Consider the following 18,307-nt stretch of genomic DNA (forward strand, 5'->3'; position numbering starts at 1 on the left):
ACGCCGATGAGCGGCGTGCGCACCGCCCCCGGCGGGCATAGACTGGCGGCGACTGGCCCCAGCCCTGCTGCGAGGAAACCGCCATGACCGGTAGCACTGCCCTGCTGTTGAGCCTGGCGTTGGTCCTGCCCGGGCCGGCCCTCGCCGACACCGCCGACGCGGCCCCGCCCGCACCGGCCCCCACCACGCTCCCCTCGGTGTCGGTAGTCGCCACCGGGCCGATCCCCAGCCCGGAACAGGTCATGGCGATCCCGCCAGAGCTGCTGGCGCTGCTGCACACCCGCGTGATCGCCCCCTCGCTGTCGCGAGAGCAGCGCCTGCAGCGCCTGATCACCCTGATCTTCGACGCGCAGGGCATGAACCTGGGCTATGACGCCGATGCCACCCTGACCGTGGCCGAAACCTGGCAGACCCGGCGCGCCAACTGCCTGGCGTTCACCCTGCTGTTCGTCAGCCTGGCCCGTGAGGCCGGCATCGATGCGCACGTGCAGGAGGTCAACCAGGTGGTGTCCTGGTACCAGGACCAGGGCGTGATCTACAGCGTTGGCCACGTCAACGCAGGCGTCAACCTGGGGGGCCGCAACGCGGTGGTCGATCTTGACCGCAACGTGCTCTACGACCGCGAAGGACCGAAGCAGATCACCCGCGAACGGGCGCTGGCGCATTTCTACAACAACCGTGGCGCCGCCCGCATGGCCGCCGGCGACCTGGCGCTGGCGCGGGCCTACTTCCGCCAATCGCTGCAGATGTCGCCCGAATTCGCCTCGGGATGGAACAACCTGGGCGTGCTGGACACGCGCGAGGGCAATCTGCAGGCCGCCGTGGTCGACTTCAAATCCGCCCTGCGCTACGCGCCGCAGCACGCCGCGGCGCTGTCCAACGCCAGCACGCTGTACACCCGCATGGGCGACACCCGCGACGCCGAACGGCTGTCGCGCCGGCTGGCGCTGGTGCACCGTCGCGACCCGTTCGTGCAGTACATGCTTGGCGCCGACGCGGAGAAGAAACAGGACTACGCGCTGGCCATCCGCTACTACAAGCGCGCCGTGAACCTGTACGAGGAAGCGCACCAGTTCCACTTCGGGCTGGCCCGCGCGTACTTCATGGTCGGCGACACGCAGCACGCCAGCGAACAGATGCAGCGCGCGCGTGCACTGGGCGGCGACGCCCTGCAGAGCCGGTACCAGGCCAAGCTGGACAGCCTGAACCGCTGGCGCCTGCAGAACGTGCAGGCGCGCTGAGCGGGGCGATCAGGCCTTCTTGAGGAAGCAGGTCTTGAGTACCAGGCCCTTGATCTTTTCCGAGTTGCCTTCGATATGCTCGGCGTCGTCGTCGACCAGACGGATGTTGCGGATCACCGTGCCCTGCTTGAGCGGGATCGACGAGCCCTTGACCTTCAGGTCCTTGATCACCGTGACGGTGTCGCCGGCCGCCAGCACGTTGCCGTTGCTGTCGCGGACCACCAGCGTCTCCCCGGCGCCTTCGGCGGCCGTCCACTCATGGCCGCAGTCGGCGCAGATCCACAGCGCGCCATCGGCGTAGGTGTTTTCCAGGGTGCATTGGGGGCAGGCGGGAACAGCGGACATCGGGACGACCTCGGGCATTCAACGGCCACCATTGTAGCCTCCCGGTGCCGCCCCCTGCCCCGCCACCCTTGCGCCGGCGGGCGCCTTGCCGCACAGTGCGCGCCCCCTGACCACCGGCCCGGCCCTCCCGCATGAAAATCGGCATCGACTTTGGCACCAGCAATTCCGCCGCCGCGGCAGTGGTCGACGGCAAGGTCGTTCCGATCCAGTTCGGGCAGGCGCAGCAGTTCCGCACCACGGTGTATTTCCCCGAGGTGATGCGCGACCCCAACGATTTCGAGCTGACCCCCGCGCTGGAACATGAGCTGGCCCGTCTGGTCGACGCAGCCGCGCGCGACGCCCGCGCCGCCGGCCAGGAGCGCCCGCACGACGCGCTGCGCCGCGAAGCCCTGCGGGTGGTGCGCCGCCAGTGGATGGAAGAGCAGATGCGCGCGCCGCTCAGCTCGACCACCCTGCTGCAGAACGCCGTGTACGGTGACGATGCGCTGGAAGCCTATTTCGAAGAAAACGAGGGCAACCTCGTGCAAAGCCCCAAGTCGATGCTGGGCTACAACCTGCACCCGCGCGCACGGCAGACCATCACCGGTATCGCCACCCATATCCTGGAACACATCCGCCTGACCGCCTCGCGCCAGTTCGACACCCCGGTGCGCACCGCCACCCTCGGCCGCCCGGTGCAGTTCCGCAGTTCGATCGGCGAAGCCGGCAACGCCCAGGCGCTGGATATCCTGCACAGCGCGGCGATCGCGGCCGGCTTCGACAGCGTCGACTTCCTCGAGGAGCCGGCGGCGGCGGCCATGCATTACCACGCCGAAAGCGCGCAGGAGCATGACGCGGTGGTGGTGGACATCGGCGGCGGTACCACCGATGTCGCGCACGCCCGCGTCGGCGGCACCCAGGCACCGCGCATCCACCGCGCCTGGGGCATCGCGCGCGGCGGTACCGACATCGACCTGGCGCTGAGCCTCGGCGGCTACATGCCGCTGTTCGGCCGCAACATCACCCGCGTACCGACCCACCATTACGTCGAAGCGGCGATGGTGCAGGACATGACCCGCCAGCGCGATTTCCGCCAGCACGACTACCGCGACGTCGACGCACCGTTCGGCAAGCGCCTGCAGGCCCTGCAGGACACCGGCAACACCGCGCGCCTGTACCGCGAAGTGGAGCGCTGCAAGATTGCCCTCAGCAGCGAACCGGGCCACCGCAGCGCACTGGACTTCATCGAACGCGACCTGGCCGTGGACGTCGACGCACCGCGCCTGGAAGCGGCGGCCAGCGGCTACATGGGCGAACTGACCGGCCTGCTGGCGCAGGTCCGCGCCGACATCGGCCACGACCCGGCCGCCGTCTTCCTGACCGGCGGCATGTCGCGCGCCGGCTACCTGCAGCAGGCCGTCGCCGCTGCCTTCCCCGGCGCAACGCTGGTGCGCGGGAATCCGTCCTTCGGCGTGGTGCACGGGCTGGCATGGGCGGCGGCGGAACCGTCGCCGGCGGGCTGACGCGGGCGGCTGCAGGCGAACAAACCCCTTGCAGCACAAGGCTTTCTGCCCGTGAAGGGCGCGCATTAACAAAACGTTACGCGAGAAGCGCTATCATCTTTCGGCTTCGGTGCGCAATGCGCATGACCCCCGGGCCTGATCCAGGCCACCGTCTCCGTCGATGCTGCCGCCCCGTGGACCCGTCCTGTGGCGCCGGGATCGTTTTTACGCTGCGATCCGGCTCGTTCCCAGCACGCACCGCCCCGAGCCGCCAAGAGAGATTCCATTGGGCGAACGCCTGGCTTCACCAGCCCCTTCCATCGTAGCCGAACCGGACCCCATCGACTGTCGCCGCTGCGACGCGGTGTGCTGCCGGCTCTCGGTCACGGTAATGCCCGACGACGCGGTGCCCGGCCATCTGCTGGATACCGATGAGCTGGGCCGCACCGTGATGGCGCGCAACGACGAAGGCTGGTGTGCCGCGATCGACCCCTATCATCTGCGCTGCACGATCTATTCGCAGCGCCCCGCGATCTGCCGCCAGTTTTCGATGGGCGGCGATGACTGCCGCACCGTGCGGCAGGACTACCGTCGACAACAGCACGATCTGTCGACGCTTTTTTCACCGATTCACCCATAGCAGGAGCATCCATGGCCCGTACGCCAAAGACCTCCCCCAAGGCAAGCAACACCGTTCGCGTCGACCGCAAGCAAGGGTCCAACACTGCCGTCAGCAGCGCCAGCATCGCTGCCGACCTGGCCGCCTTCCGCAAGGGCGGCGGCAAGATCGAAGTGCTGGGCAATACCCTGGCGCTGAAGAAAGCCGGTTGACCTCGCAGCCGACCGCACCGGCCCTGGCCGGTGCGGTGGCCGCACCGCTCAGCGGCGCAGACTGACCCGCACGCTGCCCGAATGGGCATTGATCGATACATCCCCGTCACCGCCTCCCAGGCGCGTATCCAGGCTGCGACCCGGACCATAGCGCGGCCGTTCCACCTGCCCCGCATCGGACTGGATGTCGCCACTGAACGTTTTCACGTTCAACTGCGCCGACACCGTCGCCGGCAGCGCCAGCCCGATCGACCCGCTGACCGTCTGCAGCGACACCTTGCCGCCCGGCGCCAGGCCGCTCGCGGCCACATCCACGCTCCCCGAAACCGCTTCCGCGCTCAGCCGCTGCACGCGCCCCGCGTCCACCCGGATGCTGCCCGACACCGTTTCCGCGGCGACCTCGCCGGTGATGCCGCCGCCGGCCTGCACCTGGCCACTGACCGCACGCACCTCCAGCCGCGGCGTCTGCACGCGCGAACGGATGCCGCCGCTGACCGTGCCCAGCGTTGTCTCGCTGCTGCGTCCTGCGGCGGCGATGTCGCCGCTGACCGCATTGGCCTGCAGGCGGCGCACATCCACGTCGGCCACATCGATGTCGGCGCTCACCGTGCCCAGCTGCACCTCCACCGCACGCGGCACGCGCAGCATCAGCGTGGCACCGCCACGGGTGTTGCTGTTGCGCGGGTACACCACCTCCCAGCGCACGCGGTTGGTGCTCTTGTCCTGTTTCAGGGTGAGGCCGTCGGCCATCGAGCCGCTCAACGCCACTTCGTTGCGGTCCCAGCCGCGCACGGTGACCTTGCCGGCGATATTGCTCACCTCCACGCGGCCTCCGGCCGCCAGCGGATGGCGCTCGTCGACGTGGGTATCGGCCAACGCCGCGAACGGCAGCAACAGCGCCAGGGCGGCGCTCAACGGCAACAGGGTACGCATCGGATTCTCCTTCATGTGGGCATCCCAGTGGCGGCCATCACCGCCTGTTGGGTCAGTTCCAACCGCAGCGCATAGGTACGCTGCAGCTGCCCGAGCAGATAGCCCGAGCGCGGGTTTTCGGCGATGGCCGCGCGGATGCTGCGCGCGCTGGCATCGAGTTCGTGCAGCGCCGGCTGGTAGTCGCCGGGCAATGTGGCCGACGGCAGCGCGGCCATCGCCTGCTGGTATTCGCCGGCCAGCACATCGGCCTGCCGCTGCAGCATCGACGGCGGTGGGGTATGCGGCGTCGGCATCGGCACCACCACCAGCACCGCCAGTGCCGCTGCCAGGCCAATGCCGACGCCCAGCGCCCAGCGCCGCGGCCGATGGCGTGCCCGCACCGGTGCCGCCACGGGCGCCGGACTGGCCGCCTGCGCGGCCTCCGTGCGTCGCTGCTGCGCCTCGTCGTGCAGCTGCGCGGCGATGCCCTGCCATACGCGCGCCGGTGGGACCCGGCAATCCGGCAGCGCCTGCAGGCGCGCGCGCAGCGCGTCGTCGTAAGGGGTGGGATCGTGTTCGTTCATGCGGATTCTCCAAGGCGTGCGCGCAACAGGCCGCGCGCACGGTGCAGCTGGGCTTTGGAACTGCCGACCGCCATCTGCAGCTGATCGGCGATCTCATGGTGCTTCCAGCCTTCGATATCGTGCAGGACCAGCACCGCACGCGCACGCGGCGGCAAGGTCTCCAGCGCGCGCTCCAGGTCCATCACGGTGCCCGCGCAGCGGTCGGGCGCCACCAGCATCTCCATCGCATCGGTGGTGTCCTCACCGGTTTCCAGGGCCTCGGCGCCGGCGCGTCCGCGCAGTTCCATCAGTGCCGCGTTGACCCCCATCCGGTGCAGCCAGGTGCCCAGGCTGCTTTCGAAGCGGAAGCTGGGCAGCGCGCGCCACGCCTGCAGGAAGGTCTCCTGCAAGGCATCCTCGGCACGCGCGGCATGGCCGCCGCACAGTCGCCACAGCACCGCGTTCAGGCGCGGCGCATGACGCCGGTAGATGCGTTCATAGGCCGCCATGTCGCCGGCGACGGCCGCACGCACAAGGGCGTGGTCGTCGGCACTGTCGGCCGGGTCGGCAAGGCGGGGAGCGGGCATGGTGGCGTCGAGCATATCCGTTGGATGCCGCCTGCACCGAAAAGGTTTAAGGGACCGGGTTGCGCAGGATCGGCGGCGGCATTCAAACCTTTTTCACCGCTGCCGCATCCAAGCCTGTGTCCCACCCCGGTTGTCACCAAGGAACTGCCATGTCGTCCAGTGTGTGCGCGTTGTGGATATCGCTGGCGGCGTGGTCGCTGACCGTCAGCCCGTGGTCGGTGCAGCTGCACCTGCAGGACCAGCGCCCGGACATCTGCGTGCAGGCCACCAGCGGGCAGGCGCCTTATTGCGCCTCCACCCTGCTCCGGGAGCTGGCCATCGTGCTGCCGCGCTGGACCTGACCGGGCCTGCAGCCCTGCGCGCCGCCGCGCATTAAGATGGGTCCTTGTCTGTCGCACCACGCAAGGAAACCCGTCCCCCATGAAAGTACGCCTGCCCGCCTGGACCCACGATTGGCTGCAGTATGTGGAGCCCGCAGGCCTGATCCTGCTGACCGTGGCCGTCGCCTGGCTGCTGCGCCTGATCGGCCGCCGGTTGATCCGCCGCCTCGGCGAGCACTACACGCTGCCACCGGAAATGGTCATGGGTGCGCGCCGCGTCACCGGCTTCGTAGTCTATTTCGCCGCGCTGCTCACGGTGCTGAACATCCTGGGGGTCTCGGCCACCGTGTTGTGGACGGCCTTCACCGGTTTCGCCGCCGTCGGCGCGGTGGCGTTCTTCGCCGCATGGAGCGTGCTGTCCAACATCTTCTGCACGCTGCTGATCTTCACCACCCGGCCATTCCGCCTGCACGACTACATCGAAGTGCTGGAAAACGGCGAGAAGCCGGGCCTGAAGGGGCGGGTGATCGACGTCAACCTGATCTACACCACGCTGCAGGAAACCGACGGCGGCCACGAAGGCACCGTGCTGCAGGTGCCCAACAACATGTTCTTCCAGCGCACCGTGCGCCGCTGGCGCGACCCGGCGCAGGCACCCGGCGGCATCCAGGGCGACGGCTGATGCCGCGCGGTCAACGCAGCTGGCTGTCCTTGCTGCCGCGGCGGTTGTAACCGCCGCCATCGTGCTGCGCGGCATCCTCTTCTTCCTGGCAGCGCACGCACAGACGCACCCCGGGCACGGCCTTGCGCCGCGCCTCGGGAATGGGGGCCTCGCAGTGTTCGCAGTGGGTCAGCCCCGGGCCCTGCCCAAGCTGCGCGCGGGCGCGCTGGATGGCGTCATCGACCGTTGCGTCGATCTGGTCCTGCACCGCGCCGTCGCCTGCCCAACCTGTCGCCATGCCGTGTCTCCCATGCCGTATCAGGCCCCCAGCATAGACCCGGCCGCGCGGCCGGGCCCCACGTGCGGCTGAACGCACAAGGCGCCGCCCCACCCGGTAGAGCCGACCGTTGGTCGGCTGACGCGCGACGCGGCCCCACCCGGTGCCGGCGCGCTTACCAGACCAGGTCGTCGGGGACCTGGAACTGCGCGTAGTACGCGTCGTCGTCGGCGTTGCCGGTGCCCGGCTCGCTGCTGCCCGGCTGGGCGTTGTCCAGCACGATCGCGCCGGGGTCGCGCTCGCGCACCTTGTCGGCGGCCGCACGCGGCAGCAGCTCGAAGCCCTCGCCGAAGCGGGCGATGACCAGCGCACCCGACGCCAGCTGCCTGCGCAGCGTGGCATTCACCAGCAGGGTGCGGATCACGGTGCCGTCGTTGAAGCGGTACTCGCTTTCACCGTCGCGCTTGACCTTGTTGGTCTCGATGATCTGCCGTACCTGTGCCTGCAGCTCCTGGGCGCGCGCCTTTTCCTTGCGCTCGGCCTCCAGCGCACGATCGCGTTCAGCTTTCTCCGCGCGCGCCCGTTCGGCCTCGCGCTGGCTTTCGCTGGGCGCAACCGGGGCCTTGCCGTGACGGGCCTTGACCTGTTCACGCGCGGCCTGTGAGACCTGGGACTTCTTGACCAGCCCAGCCTTGAGCAGCTGCTCCTGCAGGGGATTCGCCTTCGCCATACGCCTTGCATCTGTTTTTACGGGATTCCGGGGGCCATCATACTGGTCTGCCCGCCCCGCCCCAACCGCCCCCGTGACTGCCCTGAAGTACCTTGCCGGCTACCCCGACGCCCTGCAGCAGCAGGTGCGCGAGCTGATCGCGGGCGACCGCCTGGGGCCGTGGCTGCAGCGCCGCTATGCCGAACTGCATACCGTGCGCAACGACCGTCAGCTGTACGACTACACCCAGGACCTGAAAGACCGCTACCTGCGCCAGTCCGCGCCGCTGTCCAAGGTGATCTACGACAGCCGGCTGCAGGTGCTCAAACACGCCCTGGGCACGCATACCACCGTCTCCCGCGTCCAGGGCAGCCGGCTGAAGGCCAGCCGCGAAATCCGCATCGCCACGGTGTTCCGCGAGGCCCCGGCCCCTTTCCTGAAGATGATCGTGGTGCATGAACTGGCGCACCTGAAGGAATCGGACCACAACAAGGCCTTCTACCAGCTGTGCACGCATATGGAGGCGGATTACCACCAGCTGGAGTTCGACCTGCGGCTGTACCTCACCCACCTGGACGGCGCCACCGGCTGACGCGCACCGGCCCCCACCCAGTACACTCCCCGCCCGCTTCCCGCTTTTCGTTGCCAGCCCGATGACCGACCCGATCCGACTCGACAAACGCCTGACCCAGCTGATCGGCTGCTCGCGCGGCGACGCCCAGCGCTACATCGAGGGGGGCTGGGTCACCGTGAACGGCAGTGTGGTCGAGCAGCCCCAGGCGATGGTCACCGACGAGGTGGTCGTCCTGCGCGACAACGCCGAAGCCACCCGTGCCGAAACGGTGAGCATGCTGCTGCACAAGCCCGCAGGCATGCCGGCCGACGCGCTCTGCGCCCTGGTCACGCCGGAGACCCGCAGCGAACTGGACGCCACCGGCGTCACGCTCCTGCAGCGCCATTTCCACGGCCTGCAGCTGGTCATGCCGCTGGCGGACGAGGACAGCGGCCTGGTGGTGGTCAGCCAGGACGGCCGCGTTGTCTCCCACCTCAAGGATCGCGGCGCCACGCTGGAGCAGGAGTACCTGGTGGAAGTCACCGGCGAACTCGTGCCCTACGGCATGAAGCGCCTGGCGCACGGCCTCAGCTTCCGCAACTGGCCCCTGCCGCCGTGCAAGGTCAGCTGGCAGAACGAAACCCGCCTGCGCTTCGCCATCAAGCCGGTGCACCCCGGCCAGCTCCGCGACATGTGCCGCCAGGTTGGCCTGGACGTGGTGAGCGTCCGCCGCCTGCGTATCGGGCGCGTGGCGATGGGCAAGCTCGTTCCCGGCCAGTGGCGCTATCTCGCCCCCGACGAGCGCTTCTGAGCTGCCGGTCACGGCCCCCTGCACTCGCGCTGCACGGACGGGCCGCTTAGGATCGGGGCATGACCGATAGAAAGCCGTTCTGGCGCCGGCTGCTGCGCTGGCTGGGCGTGTTCGTGGCGATCCTGGCCCTGCTGGTGCTCAGCGGCCTGCTGCTGGCCGACCACCTCACGCCCAAAGCGCTTGGCACACCGTCGCAGGTACTGCCGGTCCAGCCCGGCCAGACCGCCATCGACCGTGAACTGTCGCGCCTGCAGGCCGAGCACCCCGGCGAATCCGGGGTGGCCTTCCTTGCCGATGGGCTGGATGCCTATGCCGCGCGGGCCGTGATCACCCAGCATGCCGGGCGCAGCCTGGACCTGCAGTACTACATCTGGCAGAACGATCTCATCGGCCACCTGATGGCGCGCGAGCTGTACCAGGCCGCCGAGCGTGGCGTGCGCGTGCGCATCCTGCTCGACGACATGAACGCGCAGGACAAGGACGCGCTGATGATGGCGCTCGACCAGCACCCCAACATCGAGATCCGCCTGTACAACCCGTTCCGCAACCGCAACGGCCTGTGGCGGCTGGTGGAAATGGTGCAACGCGTGTTCAGCGTCAACCACCGCATGCACAACAAATCCTGGATCGCCGATGGCCGCGTGGCCATTGTCGGTGGCCGCAACATCGGCGAGGAATATTTCAGCGCACGCACCGACGTCAATTTCCGCGATCTGGATCTGCTCGTCGCCGGCCACGCCGTGCAGCAGGCCAACACCATCTTCGACGATTACTGGAACAGCGAAACCGCCGTTCCCATCGCGGCGCTGGCGTTCTACACCCCGGCCCAGCTGCGCCTGCTGGTGCGCCAGTCCGAACACGAAGCCGGGCTCGACGGTGCCAGGCCCTACCTGGCGCGCGTGGCGCGGTCGCAGCAGGCGCAGTCGTACTACCGCGATGCGGTTGACCTGCACTGGACCCGGCAGGTGGAGATCGTCTCCGACCCGCCGATGAAGCACCGCCGCGACGACCGCAGCGACTGGCTGGTCGCGCGGCTCTCGGCCGAACTGGCGGCCACCCGCCACAAGGCCCTGCTGATCTCCCCCTACTTCGTGCCGGGCGAAGACGGCACGGAGGGGCTGGGCGCGCTGGTGGCACGCGGCGCAACCGTCGGGGTGGTGACCAATTCACTGGCGGCCAACGACGTCGCCGCCGTGCACAGCGGCTACATGCACTACCGCGCCCCGTTGCTGCGCAGCGGCGTGCATCTGTACGAGCTCAGATCGCGCGGGCATGCCGACAGCGGCGGCCTGTTCGGCAGCAGCGGTGCCAGTCTGCATACCAAGGCCTTCATGATCGACGACCGGAGCGGCTTCGTCGGCTCGTTCAACCTCGACCCACGTTCGGCCTATCTCAATACCGAAATGGGCGTGCTGTTCGACGACAGCGTGCTGGCCGCGCAGCTGCGCGCCGAGTACCTGCGGCTGGCCAGTCCCGCGCAGAGCTACTGGGTGGCGCTGGATGCGCAGGGCCAGGTGCGCTGGCTCGACCGTGCCGCCCAGCCCCCGCAATGGCTTTACCGCGAACCGGACACCAGCATCTGGCTGCGGGCCAGCGCGCGCGCCATCAGCTGGCTGCCGCTGGAATCCCAACTCTAGCCGCGCTCAGCGCGCGGCCGCGTCCGGTGCTGCATCCGCGTCTGCATCCGCCTCCGCGGCGGCGGCCTCGTCGGCGTCCAGGGTTTCCACCGAACGCCCGTGGACGCGCCGCCAGATCCACTGCAGCGCATGCGCCGGGGTGCTCTGCAGGTGCTCCAGCAGCGCCAGCGCCTGTGCCTGGCCCATGCGCCCGTGCCGGCACAGCAGGCTCGCTGCAGCGGCAGCGCGGGCGAACCCCAGGCTGGTCAGCAGGCCATCCGGCGCACCGGCACCGGCCCGCTCCAGCGCCGCGTGCACCGGCGGTGGCAGCTCCCAGGCAGCGGCGATGCGGCTGGCCACCGGCAGCGTCCAGTCGTCCAGCAGGTCGGCCGCAAGCGCGCGCGGCGGCACCGCCACGCCGTGTTCGGCGCAGGCATCCAGCAGGTGGCGCATCACCAGCGCCGCGCCCAGCCCCTGGGTGAGCCCCAACCACTGCGCCGCGAAGGCATCCTCGTGGCTGACCGTACGCGCATGGTCGGCCGCCGCGCGCGAGGCCAGCAGCGCGTGCTCCCAGATCACCGCGTCGAACTGCGGAAACGCGGCGCATTGCAGGTGCATCACCGGCTGTACCAGCACCGCACTGATGATCTGGCGGATGCCTTCGGTGCCTACCAGGGTCACTGCCCGCTGCAGGCTGTCCACCGGGCGCGCCTGCAGCCGGTACACCGGGCTGTTGGCGATGCGCAGCAGGTTGCCGGTCAGCACCGGGTCCTGCCCGATGATCGCCGCCATCGCCCGCGCCGAGGCCTCCTGGTCGTTGACGGTCTGGATCAGCTGCGGCAGCAGCTGCGGCCGCCGTGGCAGGTGCCGTGCCGACCAGTCGCGGGCCGACAGCGCCGCATCCACCGCCGCGCGCAGATCAGGCGCGGGCGCGGTCTCGCCTGCCGGATCGCCACCGCGTGGCACCAGCGCCAATGCGTACAGCCCGGCCTGCAGCACTGCCGCCGGGTCGCCCGGGGGCGCCGCCAGCGAGGGCACCCGCCGCGTTTCCGCCCGGGCCAGCCGTCCGCTGTCGGCCGGTGCCCGCACCGGCGTGCGCGGCCGCTGGCGCCTGCGCCAGGCCACCAGCGCAAGCGTGGCGGCCACGCCGCCCACGACGCACGCGCCCAGCATGGGCGCCGACGTCAGCATCGTGCTCTCCCGGAAACGCGGTCCCGCACCTGCCTTGTCGCCACTGCGCCCACGTCATCCATCCTGACATTGCCGATACTGCACACCGTAGCCACGGCATCGGCCGCGCCTTCACCAACTTTAACGGCGCCCGCCCCGGCGGGGCCTGACACCGCCCTCCGGCGGAATGCACTAGAATGGCGCCGCGCGACCCGTCCACTCGAACCGACGACGTCGCTTTTTTTGTTTTACAACCCAACATTTGCTGGTCCGTTCGCCGCTGTTCGCCACCGTTCGCACCATCGGAGCCACCATGTTATTTGAAACCCTCGAAACCACCGATCACGAACAAGTGGTGTTCTGCCACAACCGCGACGCGGGTCTGAGGGCGATCATCGCCATCCACAACACAACCCTGGGCCCGGCCCTGGGCGGGGTGCGGATGCGGCCGTATGCAAGCACCGACGAGGCGCTGGCCGATGCGCTGCGGCTGAGCCGCACCATGACCTACAAGAACGCGCTGGCCGGGTTGAACGTGGGCGGCGGCAAGGCGGTGATCATCGGCGACCCGAAGGTCGACAAGAGCGAAGTGCTGTTCCGCGCGTTCGGCCGCTACGTCGATTCGCTGGGCGGGCGCTACATCACCGCCGAAGACGTGGGCACCGACGTCAACGACATGGAAAACATCTACCTGGAAAGCGAGTACGTCACCGGCGTACACCAGGTCCACGGCGGCTCCGGCGATCCGGCACCGTTCACCGCCTACGGCGCCCTGCAGGCGCTGATGGCCGCCATGCAGCACAAGCTGGGCCATGAGGAAGTCGGCAAGGCCAGCATCGCCGTGCAGGGCCTGGGCCACATCGGCATGGAACTGGTGAAGCTGCTGCGCGACCGCGGCGCCAAGCTGTTCGTGACCGACCTGGACAGCAGCCGGGTGGAGCGCGCGGTCACCGAGTACGGTGCCGAAGCGGTCAAGCCCGACGACATCTACGACGTCAACGCCGACATCTTCGCCCCGTGCGCGCTGGAAGGCGCGATCAATCCGCAGACGCTGCCCCGTCTGCGCACGAAGATCGTCTGCGGCACCGCCAACAACCAGCTCTCCAGCCTGGAGATCGGCGATGAGCTGCACGCGCGCGGCATCCTGTACGCGCCCGACTATGCGGTCAACGCGGGCGGCGTCATGAACGTGTCGCTGGAGATCGACGGGTACAACCGCGAACGCGCCATGCGCCTGATCCGCAGCATTTACCACAACCTCGGCCGCATCTTCGCGCTGTCCGAGCGCGAGGGCATCGCGCCGCAGCGCGCCGCCGACCAGATCGCCGAATCGCGCATCCAGTCGATCGGCAAGCTGAAGATGCCGCTGGGCCGCAGCACCCCGCGACTGGGCACGCTGCGCCGCAACTGACGGCGCGGTCATGCTGGAAAAAACAGAAGGGCGCGATCTCGATCGCGCCCTTCTTCAGTTGCCGCTCCGCGTGATCAGAACGCGGTGGCGTAGCGCAGGGCCACCTGATGCAGGTCGCCACGCGGACCGAAGCGCTGGTCGTAGCCGAACGAAACGCGCGTGTTGCGGCTGAGCCAGGACTCCACCGACACTCCGAACAGGCCACCGGAACGGGCCGGCTGCAGACCGGCCAGCGGTGCCCACGCATCCACGCCGACGAAGCTGGCCTGTGCGTCGAACCCTTGGCTGGCCAGGCGCTGCTGCCATTCGGCGTAGCCGCGCAGCGCCCAGTCGCCCCAGCGCGTCTCGGCGCGCATGCCCGCCAGTGCCTGGCTGCGGCTGGCAACACCGCCCTGCGTGCGCAGCCCGAACCCGGCGCCGCCGTTCTCGCTGAAGCGGTCGCTGTCCACCCGCGCGTACTCGGCGCCGAGGTACGGCGTGACCGACAGCGCCGCGTTGCCGAAGCGGTAACCGGACTCCATGCTGGCCGTGCTGAAACGGCCACCGTAGCGCGCGTTCACCCCGTACTGGCCGGCGCCCAGCAGCAGCTGGCGGTCGATCTCGCGGGTGAACTGGCCGGCGCCCACCTGGCCCAGCGCATACGCCCGGCCCTGGTTCCAGCCGGCGTACAGCTGCGCCTGCGACTGGCGGTCGCGACCGCTGTCGCCACCCCAGTCACGGCTGCTGGCGCTGCGGGTCTCACCGAAGGCGAAGCCGAGCATGCCGTGGCTGCCCATCGCCATGTCCTGGCCCATCATCCAGCCCTGGGTCTGGAAACCGCTGGTGGCGAAACTGCCCTGCCCGGCCTCGCCGAGCGCGCTGTGCCAGGCACCGCGCAGGCGTGGCGCGGCCATCACAGCGTCAAAGCGCGAGGACAACGCACGCCGCTGCATGTCGATGTTGTCGAAGGTCATTGCCGCCGCCAGGCCGTGGGCCTTGCCGGACAGGCTGTCCAGGCTGGCCGACAGCGCAGTGGCACCCTGCACCTGCTGCAGTTGGCCGGCGGCATCGGCGAAGCCACTCGCCGCAACCCCACCGCCATCCAGCACTTCGAACGCCGATTCCACCCGTGCCGCCGCGCCCTGCGCCGCCGCCCCCAGGCCCGCCGACGCGGCAGCCGCGCTGACGTTGACCCGGTCGATGTCCAGCCATGCAGTGCGCGCGTCGTAGCCGAATCGGCTTTCCAGCAGGGTGATGCTGGCGTCCTTGCGAAGGCTGTCGAACGCGCCGGTCAGCGACTGGCCGGCCTGGATCAGGTCCTGCCGGCGACCGTCCTGGGGGACGTAACCGGCCACCGCGCCCACCAGGTACAGCGCGCCTCCCTGCAGCTCGACCGTGCCGGTCACCTTCAGCGGCGCCGCGCCCAGCTGGGTCATGTACTGACCGCTGGCGCGCTGCACGTAGTTGCCCTCGATGGTGGCGCTGGTGCCCGCCTCGCGCAGCAGCACGCTGCCGGCGTTGTCCACGTTGCCCTTGACCCTGGCGCTGCTGCCCATGAACTGCAGCAGGGCGCGCTCCGCACCATCGGGCTGCGCGACGATGTTCACGTTGGAGGTGATCGATGCGCCATCGCGCAATGCCAGCGTGCCGCGTTCGATGCGCGTGTCGCCGGTATAGGTGCCGGTGCCGGACAGGCCCAGCGACCCGTTGCCCTGTTTGACCAGCCCGCCGCTACCGCTGATGTCGTTGCTCCAGACCGAGTTCAGGCCCAGCACATTGACGTCGACCACGGCGTTGCCCCAGTCGAAACGCGCCGGGCCGTTGACGGCCTTGCCAACATTGAGCAGGCCGTACCCGAAGGTGCTGTCCACGCCCGGCGCGCCCAGATCGGTGGCGGTGCCCAGCAGCGTCTGGCGAACCAGGTCGTTGGTGAAATACGGGTACTTCTCCCACACCAGCGCTGCCGCGCCGGACACCAGCGGGGCGGCATAGGACGTGCCCGAGCCCCACAGGTAGCTCGGCGTGCCACCGGTGTTCTGCGGGTCCACATACACCACGGTGCCCGGCGCGGCCAGGCAGTAACCGGCCGCCACGCCGCACGCATTGGCATAGGACGCCAGCTTGGACGGATCGGCCGAATCCACCGCCGTCACGGTCAGCCAGCCGCGTTCCAGATCCGCCGCCGGGCGCGTGCCGTTGGGACCGGCCTGGCTCGGCAGGGCCGCCATGCTGGACGGGTTGGGACGGCTTTCGTTGCCGCTGGCGAACACCACCAGTCCGTTGTTGGCCATCACGAACGGACGGTACTCGTTTGCGATCGGCGCGGTCGCGGCCGGGTTGGTCCAGTACAGCCCGCCCCAGGAGTTGTTCATGATCTTCACGCCGTCGGCGATCAGATCCTGGTGCATGGGCGCGAACCCGAGCGCACCGCTGACCTCATTGCCGCTGCCGCTGCCGTCATCGGTGGGGCGCCGGTCGGAAATGATCCGCGCCGAGATCACCAGCGCTTCCGGCGCGATGCCGCCCGGCCAGGCCCCGAAGGCGCGGCCGGCCGCCAGCGAGGCCACCGTCGTGCCGTGGCCGACCACGTCGTCCACGTTGAGATTGTTGACGCGCGGATCGATGTAGGCGCGGCTGGACACCACCCGCCCCGACAGCGTGGGATTGGCGCGGTTGACCCCCGAGTCGACCACGCCGATACGCACGCCCTTGCCGGTCAGGCCCTGTACGTTGCGGCCATTGACGATGGTCAGGTGCGCATCGATCGCCGGCTGTACCGGCGGATTGGTTGGCGGCGTCACCGGCGGGGTGACCGGCGGAGTCACCGGGGGCGTGACCGGCGGCGGATCCACCCGCACGTTGCCGCCACCACCACCGCCGCCACAGGCACTCAGCGCCACGGCCAATGCGCCAGCCAGTACGGTCCTCACTGCCACGACCTGTTTCATCCCTGCTCCCCCACGTTCGATACGCAATGGCCGGCGTCCTGCCATCCGGGCAGACACCGGCGGTCAATGCCGACCCTCTATACTGGGCCGACCCCCACGCAGTCTGACGGGATTCGCGCCGGCTTCCAATGCCTGCCGTCCCATTCCGAATATCGCTCACGCACCAACGAGATTGCCATGTCCAACATCGTCATCGCCGCCGCCAAGCGCACTGCCATCGGTTCCTTCCTCGGCCAGTTCAACGGCGTTCCCACGCCCACCCTGGGCGCCACCGCGATCGCCGCGGCCCTGGAACAGTCGGGCGTCCCGGCTGCGGATGTCTCCGAAGTGATCATGGGCTGCGTGCTGCCGGCCAACCTCGGCCAGGCGCCGGCCCGCCAGGCCGCCATCGCCGCCGGGCTGCCGCTGTCCACCGGCGCCACCACCCTGAACAAGGTGTGCGGTTCGGGCATGAAGGCCATCATGCTGGGCCATGACCTGATCAAGGCCGGCTCGGCCAGCATCGTGGTCGCCGGCGGCATGGAGTCGATGTCCAACGCGCCGCACCTGATCCCCAATTCACGTACCGGCACCCGCTTCGGCAACTTCCAGGCAGTGGACCACATGGCCCACGACGGCCTGGTCAATGCCTACGACGGCAAGGCAATGGGCGAGTTCGCCGAGTGCGCGGTGGACAAGTACCAGGTCAGCCGCGAAGCCCAGGATGCCTACGCGATCGAATCGGTGCGCCGTGCGCAGGCCGCGCAGGCCAGCGGTGCCTTCGACGACGAGATCGTCGCGGTCACCGTGACCACCCGCAAGGGCGAGGTGAGCATCGCCCAGGACGAACAGCCCAACCGCTCGGACGTCGCCAAGATCCCGACCCTGCGCCCGGCCTTCAAGAAGGACGGCACGGTGACGGCCGCCAGTTCGTCCAGCATTTCCGACGGCGCCGCCGCCGTGGTGCTGCTGTCCGAGGACGACGCCCGGGCACGCGGTGTGCAGCCGCTGGCGCGCATCGTCGGCCATGCCACCCACTCCCAGGAACCGGAATGGTTCACCACCGCCCCGATCGGTGCGATCCATAAACTGCTGGAGAAAACCGGCTGGACGCTGGACCAGGTCGACCTGTTCGAGATCAACGAGGCCTTCGCCGTGGTGGCGATGGCGCCGATGCTCGAACTGGGCATCCCGCACGACAAGCTCAACGTGAATGGTGGTGCCTGCGCACTGGGCCATCCGATCGGTGCGTCGGGCGCGCGGCTGGTGGTGACGCTGGTGAACGCATTGCGCAAGCATGACGCCAAGCGCGGCATTGCTACCCTCTGCATCGGTGGCGGCGAAGCAACTGCCATCGCTATCGAATTGATTTGATTTGGTTTAACGCGCATTTCTCAAAAATGAATGCGCGATCGCTTGACAGCCAAACGTGGCTTGTCATCATGTTGCCGGGCGCGCAATAGCGCGTTGCCTAATCTAACGACGAGGATTCACACTAATGAGCATCAACAAGCTGCTGATCGCGATGGCCCTGGGCCTGGCTCTGACCGCCTGCTCCAAGCAGGAACAGGCTGCTGACGCCGCTGCTTCGGCCAACGAAGCTGCCGCTGACGCCCAGGTCGCTGCCGACCAGGCCGCTGCTGCTGGCGCCCCGGCTGCCGACGCTGCCCAGGCTGCTGCTGACACCGCCACCACCGCTGCTGACGCTTCGGCCGATGCCGCTGCTGCCGCTGCTGGCGCTGCCACCGACGCTGCTGCCGCCCAGGCTGCTGACGCTGCCAAGGCTGCCGAAGGCACCGCCGAGCAGGCCAAGGACGCTGCTGAAGAAGCCAAGAAGTAATAACTTCTTTCTTCATGCAAGTCTGAAGAAGCCGCTGGTTCGCCAGCGGCTTTTTCTTTGCCTGCCACAACCC

At 69.0% G+C, this 18,307-nt stretch carries 20 protein-coding genes; 12 read left to right on the top strand and 8 right to left on the bottom strand.

The genetic code is table 11. The annotated features are described in order from the left end of the window. Positions 1 to 83 precede the first annotated feature (83 nt). A complete protein-coding gene (locus tag ACLB90_RS04020; RefSeq protein WP_411851721.1) occupies positions 84 to 1,241 on the top strand; it encodes a tetratricopeptide repeat protein in 1,158 nt (385 codons plus the stop codon). Between the two features lie 9 nt (positions 1,242 to 1,250). Here the strand turns inward: ACLB90_RS04020 and ACLB90_RS04025 are convergent, their stop codons facing one another. Then, entirely contained in the window at positions 1,251 to 1,586 is a 336-nt protein-coding gene (locus ACLB90_RS04025) for a zinc ribbon domain-containing protein YjdM (protein WP_411851722.1), read from the bottom strand. 131 nt (positions 1,587 to 1,717) lie between these two features. Here ACLB90_RS04025 and ACLB90_RS04030 point away from each other — a divergent pair, with 131 nt between their 5' ends. The 3 genes from ACLB90_RS04030 (at position 1,718) to ACLB90_RS04040 (ending at position 3,898) form a co-directional block, all read left to right on the top strand. After that, complete coding sequence (locus ACLB90_RS04030) at positions 1,718 to 3,088, top strand: Hsp70 family protein (protein ID WP_411851723.1); 1,371 nt, start codon at positions 1,718 to 1,720, stop codon at positions 3,086 to 3,088. Between the two features lie 370 nt (positions 3,089 to 3,458). Beyond that, positions 3,459 to 3,707, top strand: coding sequence for a YkgJ family cysteine cluster protein (locus ACLB90_RS04035; protein ID WP_017356550.1), 249 nt, complete (start codon positions 3,459 to 3,461; stop codon positions 3,705 to 3,707). Positions 3,708 to 3,718: 11 nt separating this feature from the next. Next, entirely contained in the window at positions 3,719 to 3,898 is a 180-nt protein-coding gene (locus ACLB90_RS04040) for a hypothetical protein (protein ID WP_411851724.1), read from the top strand. A gap of 48 nt (positions 3,899 to 3,946) precedes the next feature. Here the strand turns inward: ACLB90_RS04040 and ACLB90_RS04045 are convergent, their stop codons facing one another. From ACLB90_RS04045 to ACLB90_RS04055, 3 genes are read right to left on the bottom strand one after another with little or no spacing between them, the layout of a single operon-like run. Beyond that, entirely contained in the window at positions 3,947 to 4,831 is an 885-nt protein-coding gene (locus tag ACLB90_RS04045) for a DUF4097 family beta strand repeat-containing protein (RefSeq protein WP_411851725.1), read from the bottom strand. Positions 4,832 to 4,842: 11 nt separating this feature from the next. Further along, positions 4,843 to 5,394: a hypothetical protein gene (locus ACLB90_RS04050; protein WP_411851726.1), complete on the bottom strand. Its 552-nt coding sequence runs from the start codon at positions 5,392 to 5,394 to the stop codon at positions 4,843 to 4,845. Beyond that, entirely contained in the window at positions 5,391 to 5,975 is a 585-nt protein-coding gene (locus ACLB90_RS04055) for an RNA polymerase sigma factor (protein WP_411851727.1), read from the bottom strand. Before ACLB90_RS04055 ends, ACLB90_RS04050 begins: the two co-directional genes overlap by 4 nt. Positions 5,976 to 6,109: 134 nt before the next feature. Between ACLB90_RS04055 and ACLB90_RS04060 the strand changes: the two genes are divergently transcribed. Both ACLB90_RS04060 and ACLB90_RS04065 read left to right on the top strand, forming a co-directional pair. Further along, positions 6,110 to 6,301, top strand: coding sequence for a hypothetical protein (locus tag ACLB90_RS04060; protein ID WP_411851728.1), 192 nt, complete (start codon positions 6,110 to 6,112; stop codon positions 6,299 to 6,301). A gap of 79 nt (positions 6,302 to 6,380) precedes the next feature. Next, positions 6,381 to 6,962 (top strand): mechanosensitive ion channel domain-containing protein, encoded by a 582-nt coding sequence (locus ACLB90_RS04065; RefSeq protein WP_411851729.1) that lies wholly within the window; start codon positions 6,381 to 6,383, stop codon positions 6,960 to 6,962. 10 nt (positions 6,963 to 6,972) lie between these two features. On the opposite strand, the gene ACLB90_RS04070 is transcribed toward ACLB90_RS04065, so the two are convergent. Both ACLB90_RS04070 and ACLB90_RS04075 read right to left on the bottom strand, forming a co-directional pair. Continuing rightward, the gene (locus ACLB90_RS04070) at positions 6,973 to 7,239 is read right to left on the bottom strand and encodes a DksA/TraR family C4-type zinc finger protein (protein ID WP_411851730.1); all 267 of its coding nucleotides are present in this window, start codon (positions 7,237 to 7,239) and stop codon (positions 6,973 to 6,975) included. 154 nt (positions 7,240 to 7,393) lie between these two features. Continuing rightward, the gene (locus ACLB90_RS04075) at positions 7,394 to 7,948 is read right to left on the bottom strand and encodes a DUF2058 domain-containing protein (protein WP_411851731.1); all 555 of its coding nucleotides are present in this window, start codon (positions 7,946 to 7,948) and stop codon (positions 7,394 to 7,396) included. 73 nt (positions 7,949 to 8,021) lie between these two features. Here ACLB90_RS04075 and ACLB90_RS04080 point away from each other — a divergent pair, with 73 nt between their 5' ends. From ACLB90_RS04080 to ACLB90_RS04090, 3 genes are all read left to right on the top strand, one after another. Continuing rightward, positions 8,022 to 8,519, top strand: coding sequence for a YgjP-like metallopeptidase domain-containing protein (locus ACLB90_RS04080; protein ID WP_411851732.1), 498 nt, complete (start codon positions 8,022 to 8,024; stop codon positions 8,517 to 8,519). Positions 8,520 to 8,580: 61 nt separating this feature from the next. Beyond that, positions 8,581 to 9,291 carry an rRNA pseudouridine synthase gene (locus ACLB90_RS04085; protein ID WP_411851733.1) on the top strand — a complete coding sequence of 237 codons (711 nt, stop codon included), beginning with the start codon at positions 8,581 to 8,583 and terminating at the stop codon, positions 9,289 to 9,291. Between the two features lie 59 nt (positions 9,292 to 9,350). Next, positions 9,351 to 10,928: a phospholipase D family protein gene (locus tag ACLB90_RS04090; RefSeq protein WP_411851734.1), complete on the top strand. Its 1,578-nt coding sequence runs from the start codon at positions 9,351 to 9,353 to the stop codon at positions 10,926 to 10,928. A 6-nt stretch (positions 10,929 to 10,934) separates the two neighbouring features. Here the strand turns inward: ACLB90_RS04090 and ACLB90_RS04095 are convergent, their stop codons facing one another. Then, on the bottom strand, positions 10,935 to 12,098 hold the full coding sequence (locus ACLB90_RS04095; RefSeq protein ID WP_411851735.1) for an HDOD domain-containing protein: 1,164 nt from the start codon (positions 12,096 to 12,098) through the stop codon (positions 10,935 to 10,937). Between the two features lie 292 nt (positions 12,099 to 12,390). Between ACLB90_RS04095 and ACLB90_RS04100 the strand changes: the two genes are divergently transcribed. Next, the gene (locus ACLB90_RS04100) at positions 12,391 to 13,488 is read left to right on the top strand and encodes a Glu/Leu/Phe/Val dehydrogenase dimerization domain-containing protein (RefSeq protein WP_411851736.1); all 1,098 of its coding nucleotides are present in this window, start codon (positions 12,391 to 12,393) and stop codon (positions 13,486 to 13,488) included. 74 nt (positions 13,489 to 13,562) lie between these two features. Here the strand turns inward: ACLB90_RS04100 and ACLB90_RS04105 are convergent, their stop codons facing one another. Beyond that, on the bottom strand, positions 13,563 to 16,415 hold the full coding sequence (locus ACLB90_RS04105; RefSeq protein WP_411851737.1) for a S8 family serine peptidase: 2,853 nt from the start codon (positions 16,413 to 16,415) through the stop codon (positions 13,563 to 13,565). Between the two features lie 177 nt (positions 16,416 to 16,592). Here ACLB90_RS04105 and ACLB90_RS04110 point away from each other — a divergent pair, with 177 nt between their 5' ends. Together ACLB90_RS04110 and ACLB90_RS04115 are read left to right on the top strand one after the other, a co-directional pair. Beyond that, positions 16,593 to 17,768: a thiolase family protein gene (locus ACLB90_RS04110; RefSeq protein ID WP_411851738.1), complete on the top strand. Its 1,176-nt coding sequence runs from the start codon at positions 16,593 to 16,595 to the stop codon at positions 17,766 to 17,768. A 124-nt stretch (positions 17,769 to 17,892) separates the two neighbouring features. Continuing rightward, positions 17,893 to 18,234: a hypothetical protein gene (locus ACLB90_RS04115; RefSeq protein WP_136003134.1), complete on the top strand. Its 342-nt coding sequence runs from the start codon at positions 17,893 to 17,895 to the stop codon at positions 18,232 to 18,234. Positions 18,235 to 18,307: the final 73 nt, after the last annotated feature.

It is taken from the genome of Stenotrophomonas sp. LGBM10, from assembly GCF_046736075.1.
Classification (GTDB): Bacteria; Pseudomonadota; Gammaproteobacteria; order Xanthomonadales; family Xanthomonadaceae; genus Stenotrophomonas.

Bases quoted from the DNA above. Each gene is read 5' to 3' on its own strand.
- ACLB90_RS04035 (WP_017356550.1), top strand. From the start codon at position 3,459: ATGCCCGACGACGCGGTGCCCGGCCATCTGCTGGATACCGATGAGCTG.
- ACLB90_RS04040 (WP_411851724.1), top strand. From the start codon at position 3,719: ATGGCCCGTACGCCAAAGACCTCCCCCAAGGCAAGCAACACCGTTCGC.
- ACLB90_RS04085 (WP_411851733.1), top strand. From the start codon at position 8,581: ATGACCGACCCGATCCGACTCGACAAACGCCTGACCCAGCTGATCGGC.
- ACLB90_RS04025 (WP_411851722.1), bottom strand. From the start codon at position 1,586: ATGTCCGCTGTTCCCGCCTGCCCCCAATGCACCCTGGAAAACACCTAC.
- ACLB90_RS04115 (WP_136003134.1), top strand. From the start codon at position 17,893: ATGAGCATCAACAAGCTGCTGATCGCGATGGCCCTGGGCCTGGCTCTG.
- ACLB90_RS04100 (WP_411851736.1), top strand. From the start codon at position 12,391: ATGTTATTTGAAACCCTCGAAACCACCGATCACGAACAAGTGGTGTTC.
- ACLB90_RS04090 (WP_411851734.1), top strand. From the start codon at position 9,351: ATGACCGATAGAAAGCCGTTCTGGCGCCGGCTGCTGCGCTGGCTGGGC.
- ACLB90_RS04105 (WP_411851737.1), bottom strand. From the start codon at position 16,415: ATGAAACAGGTCGTGGCAGTGAGGACCGTACTGGCTGGCGCATTGGCC.
- ACLB90_RS04020 (WP_411851721.1), top strand. From the start codon at position 84: ATGACCGGTAGCACTGCCCTGCTGTTGAGCCTGGCGTTGGTCCTGCCC.
- ACLB90_RS04045 (WP_411851725.1), bottom strand. From the start codon at position 4,831: ATGCGTACCCTGTTGCCGTTGAGCGCCGCCCTGGCGCTGTTGCTGCCG.
- ACLB90_RS04055 (WP_411851727.1), bottom strand. From the start codon at position 5,975: ATGCTCGACGCCACCATGCCCGCTCCCCGCCTTGCCGACCCGGCCGAC.
- ACLB90_RS04075 (WP_411851731.1), bottom strand. From the start codon at position 7,948: ATGGCGAAGGCGAATCCCCTGCAGGAGCAGCTGCTCAAGGCTGGGCTG.
- ACLB90_RS04060 (WP_411851728.1), top strand. From the start codon at position 6,110: ATGTCGTCCAGTGTGTGCGCGTTGTGGATATCGCTGGCGGCGTGGTCG.
- ACLB90_RS04030 (WP_411851723.1), top strand. From the start codon at position 1,718: ATGAAAATCGGCATCGACTTTGGCACCAGCAATTCCGCCGCCGCGGCA.
- ACLB90_RS04065 (WP_411851729.1), top strand. From the start codon at position 6,381: ATGAAAGTACGCCTGCCCGCCTGGACCCACGATTGGCTGCAGTATGTG.
- ACLB90_RS04070 (WP_411851730.1), bottom strand. From the start codon at position 7,239: ATGGCGACAGGTTGGGCAGGCGACGGCGCGGTGCAGGACCAGATCGAC.
- ACLB90_RS04095 (WP_411851735.1), bottom strand. From the start codon at position 12,098: ATGCTGACGTCGGCGCCCATGCTGGGCGCGTGCGTCGTGGGCGGCGTG.
- ACLB90_RS04110 (WP_411851738.1), top strand. From the start codon at position 16,593: ATGTCCAACATCGTCATCGCCGCCGCCAAGCGCACTGCCATCGGTTCC.
- ACLB90_RS04050 (WP_411851726.1), bottom strand. From the start codon at position 5,394: ATGAACGAACACGATCCCACCCCTTACGACGACGCGCTGCGCGCGCGC.